The sequence below is a fragment of the Nocardia sp. NPDC047038 genome (genome assembly GCF_040644075.1).
Taxonomy (GTDB): Bacteria; Actinomycetota; Actinomycetes; order Mycobacteriales; family Mycobacteriaceae; genus Nocardia; species Nocardia sichangensis.
In genome coordinates, this window is the sequence record NZ_JBEYVQ010000001.1 from 992,108 (window position 1) to 1,011,167 (window position 19,060).

Consider the following 19,060-nt stretch of genomic DNA (forward strand, 5'->3'; position numbering starts at 1 on the left):
ACGATGCCGGAGTGCGGCGGTGAGCGGCAAATCCGTCTTGTGGACGGCGCTGGGCGCGGTGCTCGGCCTGATGACCATCGTGCTGGTCATCGTCATGCCCGCGGTCGACGACGCCTGCGAGGGCGGCTCCCTGCTCGGATCGCAGTCGGTGCTTCCGCCGCTGGGCGGTTACCCGCCGGGCGATCGGCGCGCCGCCGCGACAACAGCTAGCGGCGCGAGCCGACCCAATCCGGCCGCGACCGCCACACCCTCACTCGCGGCGGGAGTCGGCCCGCTGCGCCGCACGTTGCCGATGGCCACCGGAACCTTCACGGTGTCGGACACGTTCGGCGCGCGGGGTGGCGCGCACAAGGGCGTCGACCTGGCCGCGCCGGACGGCACGCCCATCTTCTCGGTCTCCGACGGCCGCGTCGTCGCCGCCGGTCCGGCATCCGGATTCGGCAACTGGATCGTCGTCGACTCGGTGGACATCAACGGCCGTTCGTACTCGGCGGTCTACGGCCACATGTGGGACTCCGGTGTCCTGGTCCGGCCGGGCGATACGGTGACCGCGGGGCAGCACATCGGCGCGGTGGGGTCGGCGGGTGAATCCAGCGGTCCCCACCTGCATTTCGAGATCGTCCCGGGCGGCCGTTTCACCGGCGGACGGCAGATCGATCCGCTGCCCTGGCTGGACGGTGCGCCGACCCCGGATGTCGGCGGTGCGCGAGCGTATTCCAGCGATCCACGCTGCAGCCTCGGTTTCGGCACCGCCGGTGGCGCGCTGGCCGCGGGCAAGGTGCCACAAGAACTGGAGATCTGGTACCGCCGTGCGGGTTCGATCTGCCCGCAGATCACGCCGTCGCTACTGGCCGCGCAGGGCAGGCAGGAATCCGGTTTCCGGCGCGGCGCGACCTCGCCCGCCGGTGCGCAGGGCCTGGCCCAGTTCCTGCCGACCACCGCGGTGAGCATCGATCCCGACGACGGTCAGCCGTACGTGATCGATGCCGACGGCAACGGCGTGGCCAGCGTGTGGGACGACGGGGACGCGATCGTCGGCCAGGGGCGTTACATGTGCGCGATCGCGCACCAGATCCAGCGGTGGCAGGCCGAGGGCAGGGTGCAGGGCGACATCGTCGCTTTGACGCTGGCGGCGTACAACGCCGGCGAAGGCGCGGTGCTGGCCTCGGGCGGCATGCCGAACCAGCTCGCTGCGCACTACGCCGAGACCCAGCCATACGTGCGCAACATTCTCACCATGGAAGCGCAATACCGAGCGCCGGGTTCGCTCGGCCGGTTCACCCCTGGGCAGGGTTCGGCCGGCGACCAGATCGTCCAAGCCGCGCACGAGTGGCTCGGCACGCCCTACGTGTGGGGCGGCGGGGGACCCCAAGGACCGAGCGGCGGGGGGTTGGACGGACCGGGTCTGACCGCGGCGGCGGTGTTCGCGGCGTCCTCCGGCGCGGTGACGTTGCCGCGCACGGCCGAACAGCAGTGGGAGGCGGGCGCGGAGGTGCCGATGAGCAAGGCGCAGCCCGGGGATCTGGTGTTCAGCTCGTTCGGCGCGCGTGGACCCGCGCAGGTCGGCGTCTATGCGGGCAACGGCCGGATGATCCAGTCGGTGCCCGGCGCGGACGTCCGATCCGGCGGCGGCGTTTCGGAAGTCGCGGTGCCAGGAGACGGACGGGCGAGGAGGGTGCTGTGAGCGTTCACGGGCGCGAACACACGGCGGCGGGACTGCCGCGACGCCCCGGTGTGCGGCTAGCCTGGATGGACAGAGCAAATGCACGCGCGAAACTGGTGGTGATGCTGGTGGTGAGCGTCGCGGTGCTGGGTGCGGCCTGTGGCCGGACGGACCGCGCGGACTCGGGATCCGATGCGGCGCATTCCGCTACGTCCACACCCCGGTTGCTGGAGGGCGTGCCCGCCCCCGACCCGGTGACGCCGGACGGCGTCGCGGTCGCGGCGTTGCGGGAAATCTACAGTTGGCAGCCCGCCACCGAGACCCAGGGCGAGTCTCTGGGCCGAGCGCGGAAGTTTCTCGGCCCCAGCCTGATTCGTATGCTGGATGCGACGCCGACCGCGGTGCAGACGCCGAAGTCGACACTGCAGTGGGCGGATTGGGCGAGGGAAGGGGCGCATGTGGAGGCGTTCACCTTCGCGTCCGGCGAGAAGGCTGCGGCCCTCAGCGATCCGAACGTCCAGCAGTTCAAGATCGGGATCGAGCAGACCGTGGTCCATCCGAACGGACGCAAGGAGCCGCTGCCGCCCGCGACGGTGATCGCCACCGTCGTGCGCACACCCGACGGCTGGCGGCTCGACGCATTCCGCTGACCACTCGCTTTCCGTACCGGACGGCCGACCCAGGAGGGACACATGGCGAAGAAGAAAAAGGTGACGGATCCGGCCATCCCCGGACCCGATGTCAGCCTGCTACTGACCTACGCCGGCTTCGCGATCTTCGGAACCCTCTGGCTCGCGCTGCATCTGGGCAACATGCTCGAGGGCAGCCCGCAGAAGGTTCCGTTCAACCCGATCGCCATCGCGGCCGATCTGGCGCGAGGAAGGCTGCGCTGGCCGGGCGCGGCGACGGCGATCGTGCTGCTGGTGATCCTCAGCGTCGTAGCGTATCTGGTGATCCGCAAGGAGTTGCAGAAGCGCCGGTCCAAAGGCAGGTTGCCGGTCGACGACAAGGCCGACGTGATGGGCAACGGCGGCGCGATCTCGATGCTCACCGAAGCGGGCGTCCGGGAGAAGGCCGAGCAGCTGGGGGTGAGACTCGGCTACGACGACGCTCCGGGCGTGCCGATCGGCGTTGGTGTGGCCGACGGGGTGATGCTCTACGGTTCGTACGAGGATCTGCACCTGGACATCTGGGGTCCGCGTCAGGGCAAGTCGACCTCCCGGGTCATCCCGGCGATCCTCAGCGCGATCGGCCCGGTGCTGGCCACCTCGAACAAGCGCGACGTGGTGGACGCCACCCGAGACGTGCGGGAGTCCAAGGGAAGTCCCACCTTCGTCTTCGACCCGCAGGGTGTCGCGGGTGAAGAGCCGACCTGGTTCTGGGATCCGCTGTCCTGGGTGGACGCCAAGCGCGAAGGTTGTGAGATGCGCGCGGCGCGGCTTGCGGGGCACTTCGCCGACGGTGACGACGGCCGCGACACGAAGACCGACGCGTTCTTCGATCCCGAGGCCGAGGACCTGCTGGCCGGGTTGTTCCTCGCCGCCGCCGTCGGCGACCGCAACGGCAGCAGGCCGATCGTGCAGGTCTGGGAGTGGGTGACCAATCCGCAGGACACCGAGCCCATCGAGCTGCTGCGCGCCGCCCGCCATCACTACACGGCCTCGGGCCTGTCCTCGCAGTACAACACCGATCCGCGCACGCGCAGCGGCATCTTCGGCACGGCCAAGAAGATGATCCGCTGCCTGAAACTGTCGAACGTGCATCCGTGGATCTCCCGGGGCGGCGACCGCAGGGAATTCGACGAGCTGGAGTTCCTGGAGAACAACGGAACGCTCTACAGCTTGTCGCTGGAGGGCCGCGGTTCGGCCGCGCCGCTGGTGAGCGCGCTCACCGAGGCGGTGGTGGACGTGGCGATGCGCAAGGCGTCGCAGTCGGCCGGTGGGCGCCTGGCGATCCCGCTGCTCGCGGTGCTGGACGAGGCGGCAAACGTGGTGCGCTGGAAGGATCTGCCCAAGCAGTACAGCCACTTCGGCTCCCGGGGCATCGTCGTGATGACCGTGCTGCAGTCCTGGGCGCAGGGCGCCCGCTGCTGGGGCGAGAGCGGCATGAACGCGTTGTGGTCGGCGGCGAACATCAAAGTGCTCGGCAGCGGCGTGGACGACACGAAGTTCCTGCAGGAGCGTTCGGACGTGCTCGGTGAGTACGACGCGATCTCGCAGTCGGTGTCCGAGTCCAAGGGCGGCAAGAGCTACTCACGCTCGCTGGGCTCGTCCAAGACGTTCTCGGTCAACGGTCTGGCGACGCTGCCGCGTGGGCGGGCCATCCTGTTCCCGTCCGGTGCGCCACCGGTGCTCATCCGTACTGTGCCGTGGTGGGAGGGTGAGTACGCTTCCGACGTGAAACAGTCCATCTCGCACCATGATCCGCAGCGCAAGACGCAGATCGCGGACGTCATCGGTTCGCCGTCGCTGAGCAAGTCGACGCCACCGCCGGAGTACGGCCAAGTCGAGGAGGTCCGGCCGCTGTGAACGAACCGCAGCAGAACATGCACTACGCGAACGTGGTCGAGTTCGTCGAGAACTATCTCAGCGTGATCTACCGTCGGCAGGTCACCGATCTCAGTGACACCGTGTGGTGCCCGGAGTGGTGGCAGCACGCGGAGGCAATTGCCCGGCTGGACGCGTTATGGCGCGCTTGGGAGCACTACCGCCAGGACGGGGCGACCGGACTGAGCGTCTGGTTCCTGGATCATGCCGATCCGCATATGGCGAAATTGTTCGATCCCAAGGGACCGTTCAAGTATTGCAGTGTGCGCAACGGTCATAAGGACATGCTCAACCCGCTGCCGACGAAGGCGCCGCAGAACGGCATGTTCAGTGACCCTACGATCGGTAACTTCCCGCCGTAGTGGCGATGCGTCACGGCGATTCTCGCCGAAAGGGTTCGGAACCGACGAGTGCCCGCTGGATGATCCAGCGGGCACTCGTCCGTCTCGTGCTATCGCGTGCGCTCCAAGCCACGGGGATCCTGTTCCCGTCCTGCCCTGGTAACCGCGGGCGCCTCGCCGGGGCGGGTGCGTACGGCCTCACCCGGCGGCTGTGCCTGCCCTACTTCGATCAGCATCCGCACCGCGGCGAGTTCCGGCGCCACACCCATTTTCGCGAGATGTGCCGCGATCGCCATCCGGCGTTCTTGGGAGTCGTACTGCAAGGCCGGCTTGGCGGCGGCGGCATTGGCCGCCATCCGTGATGCCTCGGCCTGCGCGGAGAAGCGGTCCTTCTCCAGGGACACACCCTTTTCCGGGATCGGCTTCTCGATCAGCCGGGCCAGCTCGGTGTTGCGCGGGTCCTTGGCCTTCGCGTCCCTGGCCTCCCGCAACTGCAGTTCCTTGGCCTCTTTGATCCGGGCCTCGGTGAGCTTGACGCGCGCTTCGGCTTCCTTCTGACCACGCTCGCGGGTACGCAAGGCGACGAGCGTCGCAAGCTGCAACATTGTCCTCATCATGGCCGCGGTTTCCCGGCCGATGTCGTCCAGTTCCTCGGACATGGCTGCTCCCCGATGCTGCGGTGATCACTATGGATGATGGTGGTGCTTCGTTACGGACGCCGCCACGCGAACTGTAGTCCCGTGCAGCGGGTCCCGCCTGCAAACGTGGACACCCGAAGAACTTGCGGCGTGGCACTTCCTGCCCGGGGATAGCCCGGCCGAGGCCGCACTACGCTGCAAGAACTCCTTGTTTCGAGGTTACCTGACAAAGGTCGGCACAATCGCACGAGCGTGCTGCTTTATCAGCATATATCGCACATTTCCGGCGTGTCTTCGGGCGCGCCGGATGATCTTCGGGCTGAGGGCACCCTAACCGAAGAAAGGTTCCACTATCCGGGCTTCGGCCGCAGGGACGTGGATACGGCTCGGGCCCGCGGCCGAGACGGCCGCGGGCCCGAGCCGCACTCAGCGGTCGATGCGCACCGACTGGATCGTGACCGGCTGCTTGGGCTTCCCGTCCCCGGGGCCGTTGGAGTCGTCCTGGCCCAGCGCGGCGATCTTGTCCAACGTGCCGAGGCTGTTGTCGTCCACGGTGCCGAAGATCGTGTACTGCGGCGGGAGCAGGGAATCGGAGTACACGATGAAGAACTGGCTGCCGTTGGTCCCCGGCCCCGCGTTGGCCATGGCCAGCACGCCACGCTTGTACGAGATCGGCTCCGAAGTCGCCGCCGGATCGTTCGCAGCGTACTGGTCGGTCGGGTATTCGTTGTCGAACTCGTAACCGGGCCCACCCATTCCGGTACCCGTGGGGTCGCCGCACTGCAGGACCTTCAGGCCCTCGCCCGCGGTCATGCGGTGACAGCTGGTGCCGTCGAAGTAGTTCTGCGCCGCCAGACTGACGAAGCTGTTCACCGTGCACGGCGAATCGGCGTTGTTCAGGGTCAGCCCGATCGGCCCCTGGCTGGTGTCCATGCTGACGCTGACCTTGGCGTCGACGCCGGTGGTTGGGACGGGGCCGGCCTTCGGCTTGTTCACCGGCTTGTCCGCGGGCTTGGCGCTGTCGCGGTAGGTGCAGTCGACCGTCGCGGGCTTGGCCTTCGCGGAGGGCGGGGCGGCCGCGGCGGGAGTGCTGGACAGCGAGGCGTCGGCGGCATCGGAGCTGTTGCTGTCGTCGCCGCGGGTCAAGAAGTACACCCCGGTCACGGCGGCGACCACGACGACGACACCGAGTACCGATCCGGCGATGGTGAGTTGCTTGCGCTTACGCGCCCGCTCGGCCCGGTTGGCGAGCTGACGTTCCAGCTTGCGTTTCGCCGCTGCTCGTCGCTGTTCGTTGCTCGGCACTACCACGTTCCTCCCGTATCCGGTTACATCGGGATAAGAGTGTGCCATTTCTACCTGAGACTGTTCCGCAACCTTCCTGAGAGTCGGTTCGGGGAACCGGTTGGACTTGCGGTGCCGTAGTGGTGGAAACTGGAGCATCGTGACCAAGACCAGCAGCTTCTCCGCCCCGAAGGGGGTACCGGACTACGTGCCGCCCGGCTCGGCAGAGTTCGTCGCGGTGCGCGACGGCCTGCTCCGCGCCGCCCGACTGGCCGGGTACGGGCATATCGAACTGCCGGTCTTCGAGGACACGGGCCTGTTCGCCCGCGGCGTCGGCGAGTCCACCGACGTGGTCACCAAGGAGATGTACACCTTCCCCGACCGCGGCGACCGCAGCGTCACGCTGCGTCCCGAGGGCACGGCGGGCGTGATGCGCGCGGTCATCGAACACGGCCTCGATCGCGGTCAGCTCCCGGTGAAGCTGTGCTACGCGGGTCCCTTCTTCCGCTACGAGCGGCCGCAAGCGGGCCGGTACCGCCAGTTGCAGCAGGTGGGCATCGAGGCGATCGGCGTCGACGATCCGGCGCTCGACGCGGAGGTCATCGCGATCGCCGATGCCGGGTTCCGCGGCCTGGGCCTGGACGGATTCCGTCTCGAGGTCACCTCGCTGGGTGACGAGACGTGCCGCCCGCAGTACCGCGAACTGCTGCAGGATTTCCTGTTCGGACTGCCGCTGGACGAGGAGACGAAGCGGCGCGCCCAGCTCAACCCGCTGCGCGTGCTGGACGACAAGCGGCCCGAGGTACGGGAGATGACCGCGAACGCGCCGCTGATGATCGATCACCTGTCGGAGTCGGCCAAGGCGCACTTCGAGCAGGTACTCGGCCACCTCGAAGCGCTGGGCGTGCCGTACGTGGTGAACCCGCGCATGGTGCGCGGCCTCGACTACTACACCAAGACCACGTTCGAGTTCGTGCACGACGGTCTGGGCGCGCAGTCCGGCATCGGCGGCGGTGGCCGTTACGACGGTCTCATGGCCGAGCTCGGGGGGCAGCCGCTGTCGGGTATCGGATTCGGCCTCGGCGTCGACCGGACCATGCTGGCGCTGGCGGCCGAGGGCAAGTCGGCGGGCAACCCGGCGCGCTGCGAGGTGTTCGGCGTGCCGCTGGGCGACGCCGCCAAGCAGCGGCTCGTGGTGGTCGCCGCGCAGTTGCGCGCGGCGGGCGTCCGGGTCGATCTGGCCTACGGCGGGCGCGGTGTGAAGGGCGCGATGAAGGCGGCCGACCGTTCCGGGGCGAAGTTCACCCTCGTGCTCGGCGATCGTGACCTCGCGGAGAACACCATCGGGCTCAAGGACATGGCGACCGGTGATCAACGGCAGATTCCGCTGCCCGAGGCGGTCGGCGTGATCCGGGAGTCGCTGGCCGGGTAGCGGGGCGGCGGGTGCGCGCTGCCCGTCGAGTTTCGCGACGCGCCCGCCGCGCGCACGGTACTGTGCGTCGAACCCGTCGTCGGCCGGGTGACGGGAGCAGTAGCGTGACCGGCGCGCACACCACCGCCGCCGGAGTCGCGAGAGGGCGGAGTAGTGTCCACGAATTCTGATGACCAGCGGGCGCTCGCGCCGGTGGGCCTCGATCTGGTCGCGCCCGAGTTGTACGCGCCGATGTTGCGCCGCCTCGCGCTGGCCGCGTCGGGTATCGGGGTCGGCGCGGCGTTGCTGGCCGCGACCGTGGTGAGCTGGCCGATCGCCGCGGCGGTCGGCGTCGTCGTCGGCGCGCCGACCGTCCTGTACGCCGTCGCGCTGCGTCGGCGGCGAATGTGGTTGACCGGCACGATGATCCACGCCCGCAGACTGTTCGGTGAACGGCGGGTGGAGATGTCGGCGGCCACCGGGGTCGAGGTCCTGGTGTTCCCGGCCCGGTTGAGCCGGATCGCTCTGCGGGTCACCGCGGGTGAGGTCTCCCAGGTCGTTCCGCTGGCCATGTACACCGACGTGGGCAGCGGCCGCGAATTGCACCTGGTCGGTTTGCGCAGGCTCGCGGACGCGCTCGCCGCCAGTCGATTGGCCGCGGCCGTAGCGGTTTCCGAGATGCTGGTGCGGCAGTTGCGGGCCGAGGCGCGCGACGCCGGGCTGGAGGAACGGCCGCTGTACCGCGCCGTGCGGCTGGCGCGCGCCAAGGACGCGGTTTCGCCGATCGTGCTGACCGACAGCGAGGTCGCCACACTCAGCTGACCCCGCGGTTCTCCTCCGGGGCCGGTGCCGGGCGGCGCACGAGTCACTGTCGCGTAGCTCACCGTCGGCCTTCGGCGGCGGTGAGAGTGGTTAGGGTGGGCAACAGAAGTCCGCCTACCGCAAGGAGTTCGTCGTGAGCACCGCCGCTGGGACCGTGACCGTCACCGTGACCGGAGCCGCGGGCCAGATCGCCTACGGCATGCTGTTCCGGATCGCTTCCGGCGCGATGCTCGGCCCGGACACGCGCGTGCGGCTACGGCTGCTGGAAGTCCCCGCCGCGGTGGCGTCGCTGGAGGGCGTCGCGATGGAACTGGAAGACGGCGCGTTCCCGTTGCTGGAGTCCATCGACATCAGCGACGACCCGTGGATCGGCTTCGCTGGCGCCGATATCGCCCTGCTGGTCGGCGCGCGGCCGCGCACCGCCGGGATGGAACGTTCGGATCTGCTCGCCGCCAACGGCGCGATCTTCACCGAGCAGGGCGCTGCGATCAACGCCAGCGCCGCGGACGACGTGAAGGTGCTCGTGATCGGCAACCCGGCCAACACCAACGCCTTCATCGCCATGAGCAACGCACCGGACGTGCCCGCCGAGCGTTTCACCGCCATGACGCGGCTGGACCACAATCGCGCCATCGCGCAACTGGCCAAGAAGACCGGTGCGCCCGCCGCCGACATCGCCCGGGTCGCGATCTGGGGCAATCACTCGGCGACGCAGTACCCCGACATCGCGCACGCCACCATCGCAGGACGTCCCGCCCTCGACCTGATCGGCGATCCGGCGTGGCTGACCGAGCAGTTCGTGCCCACCGTGCAGCAGCGCGGCACCGCCATCATCCAGGCCCGCGGCGCGTCCTCGGCGGCGAGTGCGGCCAGCGCCGCAATCGACCACATCCACGACTGGGTGCGTGGCACGCGGCACGGTGACTGGGTTTCCATGGCCGTTGCCTCGGACGGCTCCTACGGCGTACCGGACGGGCTGATCAGCTCGTTCCCGGTCACCTGCGCGAACGGCGAGTACACCATCGTGCCCGACTTGGCGATCGATGCTCTGGCCCGTCCCCGGATCGATGCGTCGGTCGCGGAGTTGGTGCAAGAGCGCGACGCCGTCGTCGACCTCGGTTTCGCCAAGCGCGCTTGACCGGCGCCGCGAGCGTCCGCCCCGCAGAGCCGGTCAGGCGCGGCCAGCTATCCGACCGTCCAGGTTTCGGATCCGGTGAGCAGGGACTGCAGCGATTCGGGACCGACGGGCTTCCGTTCCCGCGCCGTCTCGATCTGGTAGCGCACCGCGTCGTCGTAGGTCGGTCGAGAGACGCTGCGGAAGATACCTGTGACCACGTGTTCGAGCCCTTGATCGGACAGCCGCGACAACGCGTAGGCGTACTCCGGGTCGTCGGCGTAGGCGTCGTGCACCACGATATCGGACTCCGCGACGCTGTCGGCCCGAGCCACTGCGAGCCCGAAACCCCGTCGTATCACCGCGAATTCGCCCTCGGTGCCGAATCGGATCGGCTCGCCGTGCCGCAGCGGGACGAGATGGTCGGCGGCGTTGTCCCGGCGCAGCGCGTCGAACGAGCCGTCGTTGAAGATCGGGCAGTCCTGCAGGATCTCCACGAACGACGTCCCCCGGTGTTCGGCGGCGGCGCGCAGCACCTCGGTGAGTCCCGCACGATCGGAGTCGAGCGCGCGGGCGGCGAAGGTCGCTTCCGCACCCAGCGCCACCGACAGGGTGTTGAACGGGTGGTCCACCGAGCCCATCGGGGTCGACTTGGTGATCTTGCCCTGTTCCGAGGTCGGCGAGTACTGGCCCTTCGTCAAGCCGTAGATCCGGTTGTTGAACAGCAGGATCGTCATGTTCACGTTGCGGCGCAGCGCGTGGATGAGGTGGTTGCCTCCGATGGACAGCGCGTCGCCGTCACCGGTCACCACCCAGACCGACAGATCGGGCCTGCTGACCGCCAATCCGGTCGCGATCGCGGGAGCGCGACCGTGGATGGAATGGATGCCATAGGCCTCCAAGTAATACGGGAAGCGGCTGGAGCAGCCGATCCCGGACACGAACATCAGGTTCTCCCGGCGCAATCCGAGTTCCGCCAGGAAGCCGCGCACCGTCGCCAGGATCACGTAGTCGCCGCAGCCGGGGCACCAGCGCACTTCCTGATCGGAGGTGAAGTCCTTCACCTTCTGCGGTCCGTCCGCGGACGGCACCCCGGATACACCGGTGAGTCCCAGATCGGTGCCGACCAGTGAGGTTTCCACGATGGTCATGCGATACCCCCAGACATCCGATATGTGGCTGCCTCGCCTGCGCTGGGCTGTGGACGGCCTTCGTCCGGCAGCGTTCTATAGGTGGCCCGCGCCCGTGCGGCGAAGACCTTGTTCTGTTCCAGCTCCTCGATCGACCCGTCCAGCGCCGCGTCGATGACCCCGACCAGCTCCTGGGCGGAGAACGCGGTGCCCGCGATCTTCGTCCACGGTCGCACGTCGACCAGGTACTTCGCCCGTAGCAGCGTGGCGAGCTGGCCGCCGTTCATCTCGGGCGCGACCACGACGCGATAACGGCGCAGTACGTCACCGAGGTTGGCGGGCAACGGATTCAGATGCCGTAGATGCGCCTGGGCGACCGGCACACCGCGCCGCCGTGCGCGACGGCACGCCTCGCCGATCGGGCCGTAGGAACTGCCCCAGCCGATCAGCAACAGCTCGGCGGTGCCGTCCGGATCGTCCACCACGAGATCGGGCACCTCGATGCCGTCGATCTTGGCTTGACGCAGGCGAACCATGAGTTCGTGATTGGCCGGGTCGTAGGAGATGTTGCCGCTGCCGTCCGCCTTCTCGAGGCCGCCGATGCGGTGGGCGCGGCCCTTCGTGCCAGGGACGGCGAGCGGCCGGGCGAGCGTGTCGGGATCGCGTGCGTACGGCTGGAACGGGTCGGTGTCGTCGCCTTCCGGTTCGAACGCCGGGTCGATCGGCTCCAGCTCCGTCACCTGCGGGATGGACCACGGTTCGGAGCCGTTCGCGATCGCACCGTCGGACAGCAGCAGCACCGGCGTGCGGTAGGTGAGGGCGATTCGCGCGGCTTCCACCGCGGTGGCGAAGCAGTCGGCGGGGGAGCGCGGCGCGAGCACCGCCACCGGTGATTCGCCGTTGCGGCCGTAGAGCGCCTGCAACAGATCGGCCTGTTCGGTCTTGGTCGGCAGTCCGGTCGACGGTCCGCCGCGCTGCACATCGATCACCACCAGCGGCAGCTCCGTCATCACCGCCAGTCCGATGGTCTCGCTCTTGAGCGCGAGCCCGGGGCCGGATGTGCTGGTGACGCCGAGCGCACCGCCGATCCCGGCGCCGAGCGCCGCGCCGATCCCGGCGATCTCGTCCTCGGCCTGGAAGGTGGTGACGCCGAAATTCTTGTGCTTGCTCAGCTCGTGCAGGATGTCCGAGGCCGGAGTGATGGGATAGGTCCCGAGGAAGACGGGCAGCCCGGCGAGCTGACCGGCGGTGATCAGGCCATAGGCGAGCGCGGTGTTGCCGGTGATCTGGCGGTAGGTGCCCGGCGGGAGTTTGGCGGGCGCGATCTCGTAGGTGGTGGCGAAGCTCTCGGTGGTCTCGCCGTAGTTCCAGCCCGCCCGGAACGCCAGGATGTTGGCCTCGGCGATATCGGGCTGGGTCGCGAACTTCTCCCGCATGAACTGCTCGGTGCCGCCGATCGGGCGCCCGTACATCCAGGACAGCAGGCCGAGGGCGAACATGTTCTTCGCGCGCTGGGCGTCCTTCTTGCCGACTCCGGTCGATTCGGTGGCGCCGAGGGTGAGCGAGGTCATCGGGACGCGGTGGACCACGAAGTCCGACAGTGTCTCGTCGGCCAGCGGATCGGCGGCGTAACCCACCTTGGCGATGGTCCGCTTGGTGAACTCGTCGGTGTTGACGATGACGGTGGCGCCGCGCGGGAGATCCTCCAGATTCGCCTTGAGCGCGGCCGGGTTCATCGCGACCAGCACGTCGGGCTGGTCACCCGCCGTGAGAATGTCGTAGTCGGCGATCTGGATCTGGAAGGACGAGACGCCGGGCAGCGTGCCCTGGGGCGCGCGGATCTCGGCGGGGAAGTTGGGCTGGGTGGCCAGGTCGTTGCCGAAGGCGGCGGCCTCGTGGGTGAAGCGATCGCCGGTCAGCTGCATTCCGTCGCCGGAGTCCCCGGCGAACCGAATGACGACCTTTTCCAATTTAGCTGTGCCGACATCGTTTTGGTGTGAAACCATATGCCTGCTTCACTTCCTCGTCGCTGAGAGGTGCCATCGCCAAACTACTCCGTCGAACGCGGTGCGCGCCCGTGAAGCGCGCGGACCGGCGAGATTCGGCGGTGCGGGCGTCAGGCGAACAATGCCAGCTGCGCGTCGCTCGCGTGCGCGGTTTCGGCTCGTGTCTCCGGTTCGGGCCGTCCGCGCGCCGTCAAACCGTGCTCCGCCAGCAGCGGAGCGACCCGCGCGCGCAGCCACGCGGAATACTCCGGCGTGACGTAGGCGCCGCGCCGGTACAGCTGGCGGTACCGGCGCAGCAGCGCCGGATGGTGCTCGGCCAGCCAGGACAGGAACCAGCCCCTGGTACTGCCGCGCAGGTGCATGGGGAACGCGACCGCCGATTGAGCCCCGGCGTCGGCGATCGCGCCGAAGACCGCGTCGAGGTGGGCGCGTCCGTCGGTGAGGCAGGGGATGACCGGTGTGACCAGCACGTTGACGGCGAAGCCCGCGTCGGCGAGCGCGCGAACCAGGTCCAGGCGGGCTCGTGGCGACGGTGTGCCCGGCTCCAGGCTGTGGTGCAGATCCTCGTCCAGTATCGCGATGGACATCGCGATACTCACGGGCACCTCGCGGGCGGCCGAGGTGAGCAACGGCAGGTCCCGTCGCAGCAGGGTGCCTTTGGTGAGGATGGAGAACGGGGTGCCGGATTCGGTCAGCGCGCGAATGATGCCGGGCATCAGGCGATAGCGTCCCTCGGCGCGCTGATAGGGATCGGTGTTGGTGCCCAGCGCGACCGGCTCGCGGCGCCAGGACCGCCTGCCGAGTTCCTTGCGCAGCACCGCGGCGACATTCGTCTTCACCACGATCTGCGAATCGAAGTCCCGGCCCGCGTCCAGATCCAGATATTCGTGCGTGCCGCGCGCGAAACAGTAGCGGCAGGCGTGCGAACAACCCCGCATGGGATTGACGGTCCATCGGAACGGCACGTTCGCGCCCTCGGGCACCCGGTTCAGGGCGCTCTTGCACAACACCTCGTGGAATGTGATGCCCTCGAACTCCGGCGTCCGTACGGTGCGCACCAGACCGGCCCGGGACAGCCCGGGCAAGGCGCCGTCCTCGGCGTCCAGGGTCTGGCTTTGCCACCGCACCCTCTCAGTCGAACATGTGTTCTAGCGGCTGTCAAGCGATCTGCTTGGTGCCGGGCGGTGTCAGCGCGGCCGGGTCGGCGAAGAAGGTGACCAGGTCGCGCACCGTGTCGTCGAGCGGGCGCGGCCGGTAGCCGAGCTCGCGCTCGGCCTTACCGTGGTCGACCACCGGCGCGGAGATCAGCGCGCCCAGCGCCGCCTTGGAGACGATGTCGGAGTTGAACAGCTTGCCGATCGGCGCGAGCACCGGGATGACGCCGGACACGAGCTTGGGGGAGATGGCGAACCTCGGGCCGCGCTTGCCGCCATGGGTCGCGGCGACGCGGCACAGTTCGAGCATCGAGATCATCGATCCGCCGAGCAGGTAGTTCTCGCCCGTGCGGCCTTTCTCGCCCGCCAGTACCAGGCCTGCGGCGACGTCGCGCACGTCCACCAGGTCGAATCCGCCGCCGATCATGGCGGGCACGCGCCCGAGGGCCGCGTCCTTGAGCGTCCGGTTGATGCGCGAGAGCGGCTTGCTGTGGTCCAGTGGGCCGAAGACGCCGGTGGGATTGCACAGCACCGCGTCGAGTCCCTGGTCGATCACCTTGCGCAGCGCCACCTCGCCCGCCCATTTCGAGCGGTCGTAGACCGGCAGCGCCGGGTCGGTCGACCGCGGCGCGTTCTCATCGATCCGGCCGCCGCAGCTGTACTGGTCGAACGCGTGGATCGAGCTGGCGTGCACCATCCGGCGCGCGCCGACCGCCAGCGCCGCCTCGGCGACCACGCGCACGCCCTCGGTGTTCACCCGCCAGGCGAGATCGTTCTTTTCGGCCAGGGTGATCACCGCGACCAGGTGGTAGACCACCTCGGCGCCGTCCAGCGCGGCGCGCATCGACGCCGGGTCGAGCACGTCGCCACGCAGCCAGGTGACGCCGGGTGCCGCCGGCTCGGCGGGAACGGCCCGATCGATGGCCGTGACCTGGTGACCGCGCTCGGTGAGGAGGCGGAGCAGATTCGTGCCAAGGTAGCCGGCTGCGCCGGTCACTGCGACCTTCATGGGACAGAGAATATAGAACTTGTTCTAATTTGCAACACGTTCCAGTTCTGTCGGGTTTGCCCGGTGTGCGGCGCGTTCGGGCTCGAAACATGCCGGTCCGGTCCGCTATATTGAGCGCAACCGTAGCGGCCCTTGCCGATTCGGCAGGGAGCAGGCGGATCACCACAACTGCATGACGCTGATCTGTACGACGATTTGGGGGGCATCTCGATGAGTGATCTCTCGGTAGAGACCGAAGCGGTCCGGGCGTTCGCCGCCACGAACGCCGGTATCGCCGGTGATCTCGCGGGGGCGGGCAATTTCGACGCGGTGAAGAACGTTTCGGCGCTCGTCCCGGTGTTCGGCTTGATCGGGGCCGATTACCTGGCGATGTTCGCCGCGGCGCAAGTGTTGCAGGCCAAGGACATCAACGATCTGTCCGCCAAGTACGCCAAGCTCTCGGACTCGGCGTTCAGCGCGGCCGCGGCCTACGACGCGGTCGATTGGTCCAACGCGGGCGCGCTCGGGTCGATCGCGGGCCAGATCGGGGGCGCGGTATGAGACCGCTGGACAGCGGCGTCATCGCGCCGGAAGATCACGCCGTCGCGCACGCGGCCGAACAGAACGTCGCCATCGGCCAGCAGACCGTGCTGGACGCATTGCAGCAGACACCGGCACAGGCGGTGCTCGACCTGCCGCTGCCGCAGTTGCCCGAAGATCTGCCGCCCATCGAGCCGCCCGCATTCGTGCTGTCCCGCAAGATCTCCGAGGATCAGCAGTCGGCCGCCACCGTGCCCGCCGGTCTGCCCGGACTGGGTGGTACACCGAGCGCCGAGGACGGGCACGGGATCGCGCACGATACGTCCGCGCTGCTCGGGGACACGAACACCGCGGTCGGCCAGATCGGGGCGCCCGCGGTCGAAGCCGCGCTCGATCAGGCGAACGGCGTGCTGAACGGTGCGCTCGCCGCCGCGCCGAGCGCGATCAGCGGCGCGGTGAACCAGGCGGCGGCCGCGGCCGGATCGCTACCTGCCTTGCCCGCCGATCCGGTGGCCGCCCTGCTCCAGGGTGTCGCGGTGCCCGCGCTGCCCGGCGTCGACGTCTTGATGAAGCCGATCCTGGACCTGCTGAGCAGCTTCGGCACCGGCGTCATCGGCGCGTTCGATCCGACCGCGATCCTCAGCCAGTCCTCCAAGGTCATCGAGATGGCCATGCAGGTCGGCAAGGGCAGCATGAGCACGGTCGAGCAGCTGTGGCAGAGCCAGGCCGCGCGCAACGCACAGGCCACGAGCCAGCAGGCGAACGTGCAGGGACAGGAGACCAGCCAGCGCGGCATCGACATCTCCGAGCTCACGCAGCGCGCTGCCACGGTGGTGCAGCAGGGCAACGCGCAACTGCTCGGCATCGCGTCGTCGTTCGCCACCCAGGCGACCGCGCTCGCGCCGGTGATCCTCACTCCGCCCGCCCAGGCGACGCTGATGGCCTCGGCCACCGAACACCTCGGTCAAGCCGTCGGCGTGGTCAACGCCACCCGCGGCGACCTGGCCGGTAAGACCGCCGAGCTCAGCGGCATGGTGCAGCAGCTGGTCGCGCCGGGCGGCGGGCCCGCGCCGCAGGAGGTCGCGCAGGCGCTGGCGGAGAACGTCGGTCAGCCGATCCTGGAGCAGGCGCAGTCGACCGCGTCGGACACCGCGACTAAGGCGGCAGGCCTTGATTCCGCCACGCCGTCGACATCGACGCCCTCGACCACGCCGTCGTCGGTGCACAGCACCTCGCACAGCCCGACCACCAGCCACGGCACGCCGAGTAGCCTGCTCGGCAGCAGCCCCGGCCGTCCCGGCAGCCCGAGCGTGTCGTCGGTGCCCAAAGTCACCGGCCTGCCCGGCGCCACGGTCGCACCGATCCGGCCGGTCGCCGGCGTCCCGGGCACTTCGCTCGGTACCGGCACGCCCGCGAGCACCACATCCGCCGGATCGAGCAGCTTCATGGGCGGCCCCGGCGCCGCGGCGGGGCAGCGCGGCAACGACGAGGAACACTCCCGCACGGTGCAGCCCTACCTGAGCCCCATCGGCAACGACGACCTCACCGGCCCGCTGGGCGAGTCGACGCCGGACGTCATCGGGGCGACACACTCGGACGAGATCATCAGCTCGGACTACGAGCAGGACCAGTTCTGACGGACGCCGGGTAGGCGACGCGCCGCACCCGGCCCGAGCGGATCAGCGCCGGGCCGGGTGACGTGCAGAGTCTCAGTTGTCCTGCGTGAACGAGTCGATCAGTTTCCGGTAGAGGTCGGCGAAGCGTTTACGCGCGGCCTGCTGCTCGGCGCCGAGCCCCTCGGTGGTGTCCGGCGAGTACACCACCAGATGCACGTCGTCCGAGGGCGACTGCGGCATGAAGTCGATGATCCGGCTGCTCTGGTCGGTGGCTTTCGGCACGCCGAGGTCCACCGTGGCGAGCGCTTTGGTCTCCGCCAGCGCCGCGTTCAACACATCGGGCGGGATATGGCCGTCGATCCGCTTCGGCGGGGTCTCGGGACGGCGCTCGGCGGCCACCGCATCGGGGCTGCTCACCGCACGGCCGTCGGCGAAGATCTCCAGCTGCGGGCGCAGATCCGTCCGGGCCTGCCAACCGTCCGGAATGGTGGTCAGCGTGAACAGTGCCAGCGGCGCGGCGATCGGCGGTAGCGCACTGGGTCGATCCAGTGCCGGGTCGGCCGTGGCGGCGCCCGAGCCCACCGCGACGATCAGCGTCACAACCAGCAGAACGGCTTTCGTTACTCGCATCGATCCCATCTTCCGGTGCTGTCCGTGTCCGTCTGCGGCACAGACGAACTGCCGTAGATCATGACAGCGCGCCGACCCCTGGCGGGAGTCGGCGCGCTGTATCGATCGGATCCGGCGCTACCGCAGGCCGGACGGGTTGTTCAGGTCCGGAGCCGAGTACGTGTCGCAAGCCCTCACCTGACCGGTCTTGTAGCCGGTGAGGAACCACTTCTGCCGCTGCTCGGACGAACCGTGCGTCCACGCTTCGGGATTCACCCGGCCCTGGGCGGCACGCTGGATGCGGTCGTCGCCTACCGCGGCGGCCGCCGACAGCGCGTCGTTGACATCCTTGTCCGACAACGGTTTCAGAAACGGCTGGTTGCTGCCGGGCGCGGGCTGCTTGTCCGCGAAATGCGCCCAGATGCCCGCGTAACAGTCGGCCTGCAATTCGGTGCGCACGGCGTCGGAGTCCGCGCCGCGTGGATCGCGCTGGGCGCGGCCGATGTCACCGAGCAGGTTCTGGATGTGATGGCCGATCTCGTGCGCCACGACGTATTCCTGCGCCAGCGGGCCGCCGCTGGAACCGAATCGATCGACCAGTTCCTGGAAGAAACTGGTGTCGAAGTACGCGGTCCGGTCGGCCGGGCAGTAGAACGGTCCCACCGCGCTGGTGGCGTTGCCGCATCCGGTCGAGGTGGCTCCGGAGAAGAGCACGACCTTCGGCTGCTGGTAGCGCTTTCCGGCCTGCTTCGGCAGTTCGGCCGACCACACCGCGTCCAGGCTCTGCGCGGTGAGCGCCACCCGGCAGTCGACGTATTTGTTGGCATCCGCCCCGGTCTTGCAATGGCTCGGCGTGCCGGCCGTGCCCGGCTGCGTCTGGCTCTGGTCCTGCGAGCCGGTGAAGTTGCCGAGGATGGATCCGGGGTCGCCGCCCAGTAGCAGCGCCAGCACCAGCACGATGAGCCCGCCCGCGCCGCCGCCGAGCGCGAGCTTGCCGCCCATGCCGGGACCGCCGGACGAAACCCGGTCGGGGTCGATCTGCATGCCCTCGTTGAAGGTCATCGTCGTCGCTTTCTCGCTCGTCCCCGGGGTCACCCAACCCTCGGTCGTCGGCGACCCCGGTTCACACTCCCTCGAATACAGCTTGGCACGGGCGCGTCGATATCGGTTTCCACTCACCGAATGTGTCTCACTACGA

The 19,060-nt window shown here is 68.9% G+C and carries 17 protein-coding genes; 9 read left to right on the forward strand and 8 right to left on the reverse strand.

Features of this window, described 5'->3' with window-relative positions; translation table 11 throughout:
* Positions 1-19: 19 nt before the first annotated feature.
* Genes ABZ824_RS04855 through ABZ824_RS04870 form a run of 4 tightly spaced genes read left to right on the forward strand, consistent with a single transcriptional unit; the run spans position 20 to position 4,571 of the window.
* Positions 20-1,684: a peptidoglycan DD-metalloendopeptidase family protein gene (locus ABZ824_RS04855; protein ID WP_356961666.1), complete on the forward strand. Its 1,665-nt coding sequence runs from the start codon at positions 20-22 to the stop codon at positions 1,682-1,684.
* Complete coding sequence (locus ABZ824_RS04860) at positions 1,681-2,313, forward strand: hypothetical protein (RefSeq protein ID WP_356961668.1); 633 nt, start codon at positions 1,681-1,683, stop codon at positions 2,311-2,313. The genes ABZ824_RS04855 and ABZ824_RS04860 overlap by 4 nt, the downstream gene beginning before the upstream one ends.
* A gap of 42 nt (positions 2,314-2,355) precedes the next feature.
* A complete protein-coding gene (locus tag ABZ824_RS04865; RefSeq protein ID WP_355070529.1) occupies positions 2,356-4,191 on the forward strand; it encodes a TraM recognition domain-containing protein in 1,836 nt (611 codons plus the stop codon).
* Positions 4,188-4,571, forward strand: a complete 384-nt coding sequence (locus tag ABZ824_RS04870) for a DUF4913 domain-containing protein (RefSeq protein WP_355070531.1) — start codon at positions 4,188-4,190, stop codon at positions 4,569-4,571. Before ABZ824_RS04865 ends, ABZ824_RS04870 begins: the two co-directional genes overlap by 4 nt.
* An 89-nt stretch (positions 4,572-4,660) precedes the next feature.
* On the opposite strand, the gene ABZ824_RS04875 is transcribed toward ABZ824_RS04870, so the two are convergent.
* Positions 4,661-5,209 carry a hypothetical protein gene (locus tag ABZ824_RS04875; RefSeq protein ID WP_355070533.1) on the reverse strand — a complete coding sequence of 183 codons (549 nt, stop codon included), beginning with the start codon at positions 5,207-5,209 and terminating at the stop codon, positions 4,661-4,663.
* 405 nt (positions 5,210-5,614) lie between these two features.
* Complete coding sequence (locus ABZ824_RS04880; protein WP_356961670.1) at positions 5,615-6,493, reverse strand: peptidylprolyl isomerase; 879 nt, start codon at positions 6,491-6,493, stop codon at positions 5,615-5,617.
* Positions 6,494-6,632: 139 nt separating this feature from the next.
* On the opposite strand from ABZ824_RS04880, the gene hisS reads away from it, so the two are divergent.
* From hisS to ABZ824_RS04895, 3 genes are all read left to right on the forward strand, one after another.
* A complete protein-coding gene (gene hisS / locus ABZ824_RS04885) occupies positions 6,633-7,904 on the forward strand; it encodes a histidine--tRNA ligase (RefSeq protein WP_039798966.1) in 1,272 nt (423 codons plus the stop codon).
* 153 nt (positions 7,905-8,057) lie between these two features.
* A complete protein-coding gene (locus tag ABZ824_RS04890) occupies positions 8,058-8,705 on the forward strand; it encodes a hypothetical protein (RefSeq protein WP_356961671.1) in 648 nt (215 codons plus the stop codon).
* 133 nt (positions 8,706-8,838) lie between these two features.
* Positions 8,839-9,843 carry a malate dehydrogenase gene (locus tag ABZ824_RS04895; protein WP_356961673.1) on the forward strand — a complete coding sequence of 335 codons (1,005 nt, stop codon included), beginning with the start codon at positions 8,839-8,841 and terminating at the stop codon, positions 9,841-9,843.
* Positions 9,844-9,890: 47 nt separating this feature from the next.
* On the opposite strand, the gene ABZ824_RS04900 is transcribed toward ABZ824_RS04895, so the two are convergent.
* From ABZ824_RS04900 to ABZ824_RS04915, 4 genes are all read right to left on the reverse strand, one after another.
* Entirely contained in the window at positions 9,891-10,970 is a 1,080-nt protein-coding gene (locus ABZ824_RS04900; RefSeq protein ID WP_355070543.1) for a 2-oxoacid:ferredoxin oxidoreductase subunit beta, read from the reverse strand.
* Positions 10,967-12,955, reverse strand: coding sequence for a 2-oxoacid:acceptor oxidoreductase subunit alpha (locus ABZ824_RS04905; protein WP_356961675.1), 1,989 nt, complete (start codon positions 12,953-12,955; stop codon positions 10,967-10,969). Before ABZ824_RS04905 ends, ABZ824_RS04900 begins: the two co-directional genes overlap by 4 nt.
* A gap of 110 nt (positions 12,956-13,065) precedes the next feature.
* Positions 13,066-14,082 (reverse strand): Rv2578c family radical SAM protein, encoded by a 1,017-nt coding sequence (locus ABZ824_RS04910; protein WP_356961677.1) that lies wholly within the window; start codon positions 14,080-14,082, stop codon positions 13,066-13,068.
* 31 nt (positions 14,083-14,113) lie between these two features.
* The gene (locus ABZ824_RS04915; RefSeq protein ID WP_355070549.1) at positions 14,114-15,118 is read right to left on the reverse strand and encodes an NAD-dependent epimerase/dehydratase family protein; all 1,005 of its coding nucleotides are present in this window, start codon (positions 15,116-15,118) and stop codon (positions 14,114-14,116) included.
* Positions 15,119-15,328: 210 nt separating this feature from the next.
* Here ABZ824_RS04915 and ABZ824_RS04920 point away from each other — a divergent pair, with 210 nt between their 5' ends.
* Both ABZ824_RS04920 and ABZ824_RS04925 read left to right on the forward strand, forming a co-directional pair.
* Positions 15,329-15,658 carry a type VII secretion target gene (locus ABZ824_RS04920; RefSeq protein WP_040867626.1) on the forward strand — a complete coding sequence of 110 codons (330 nt, stop codon included), beginning with the start codon at positions 15,329-15,331 and terminating at the stop codon, positions 15,656-15,658.
* Positions 15,655-17,274 carry a hypothetical protein gene (locus tag ABZ824_RS04925; protein ID WP_356961678.1) on the forward strand — a complete coding sequence of 540 codons (1,620 nt, stop codon included), beginning with the start codon at positions 15,655-15,657 and terminating at the stop codon, positions 17,272-17,274. Before ABZ824_RS04920 ends, ABZ824_RS04925 begins: the two co-directional genes overlap by 4 nt.
* Before the next feature lie 72 nt (positions 17,275-17,346).
* Here the strand turns inward: ABZ824_RS04925 and ABZ824_RS04930 are convergent, their stop codons facing one another.
* Complete coding sequence (locus tag ABZ824_RS04930) at positions 17,347-17,883, reverse strand: hypothetical protein (RefSeq protein ID WP_355070554.1); 537 nt, start codon at positions 17,881-17,883, stop codon at positions 17,347-17,349.
* Between the two features lie 117 nt (positions 17,884-18,000).
* Positions 18,001-18,924 (reverse strand): neutral zinc metallopeptidase, encoded by a 924-nt coding sequence (locus ABZ824_RS04935; protein ID WP_355070556.1) that lies wholly within the window; start codon positions 18,922-18,924, stop codon positions 18,001-18,003.
* Positions 18,925-19,060: the final 136 nt, after the last annotated feature.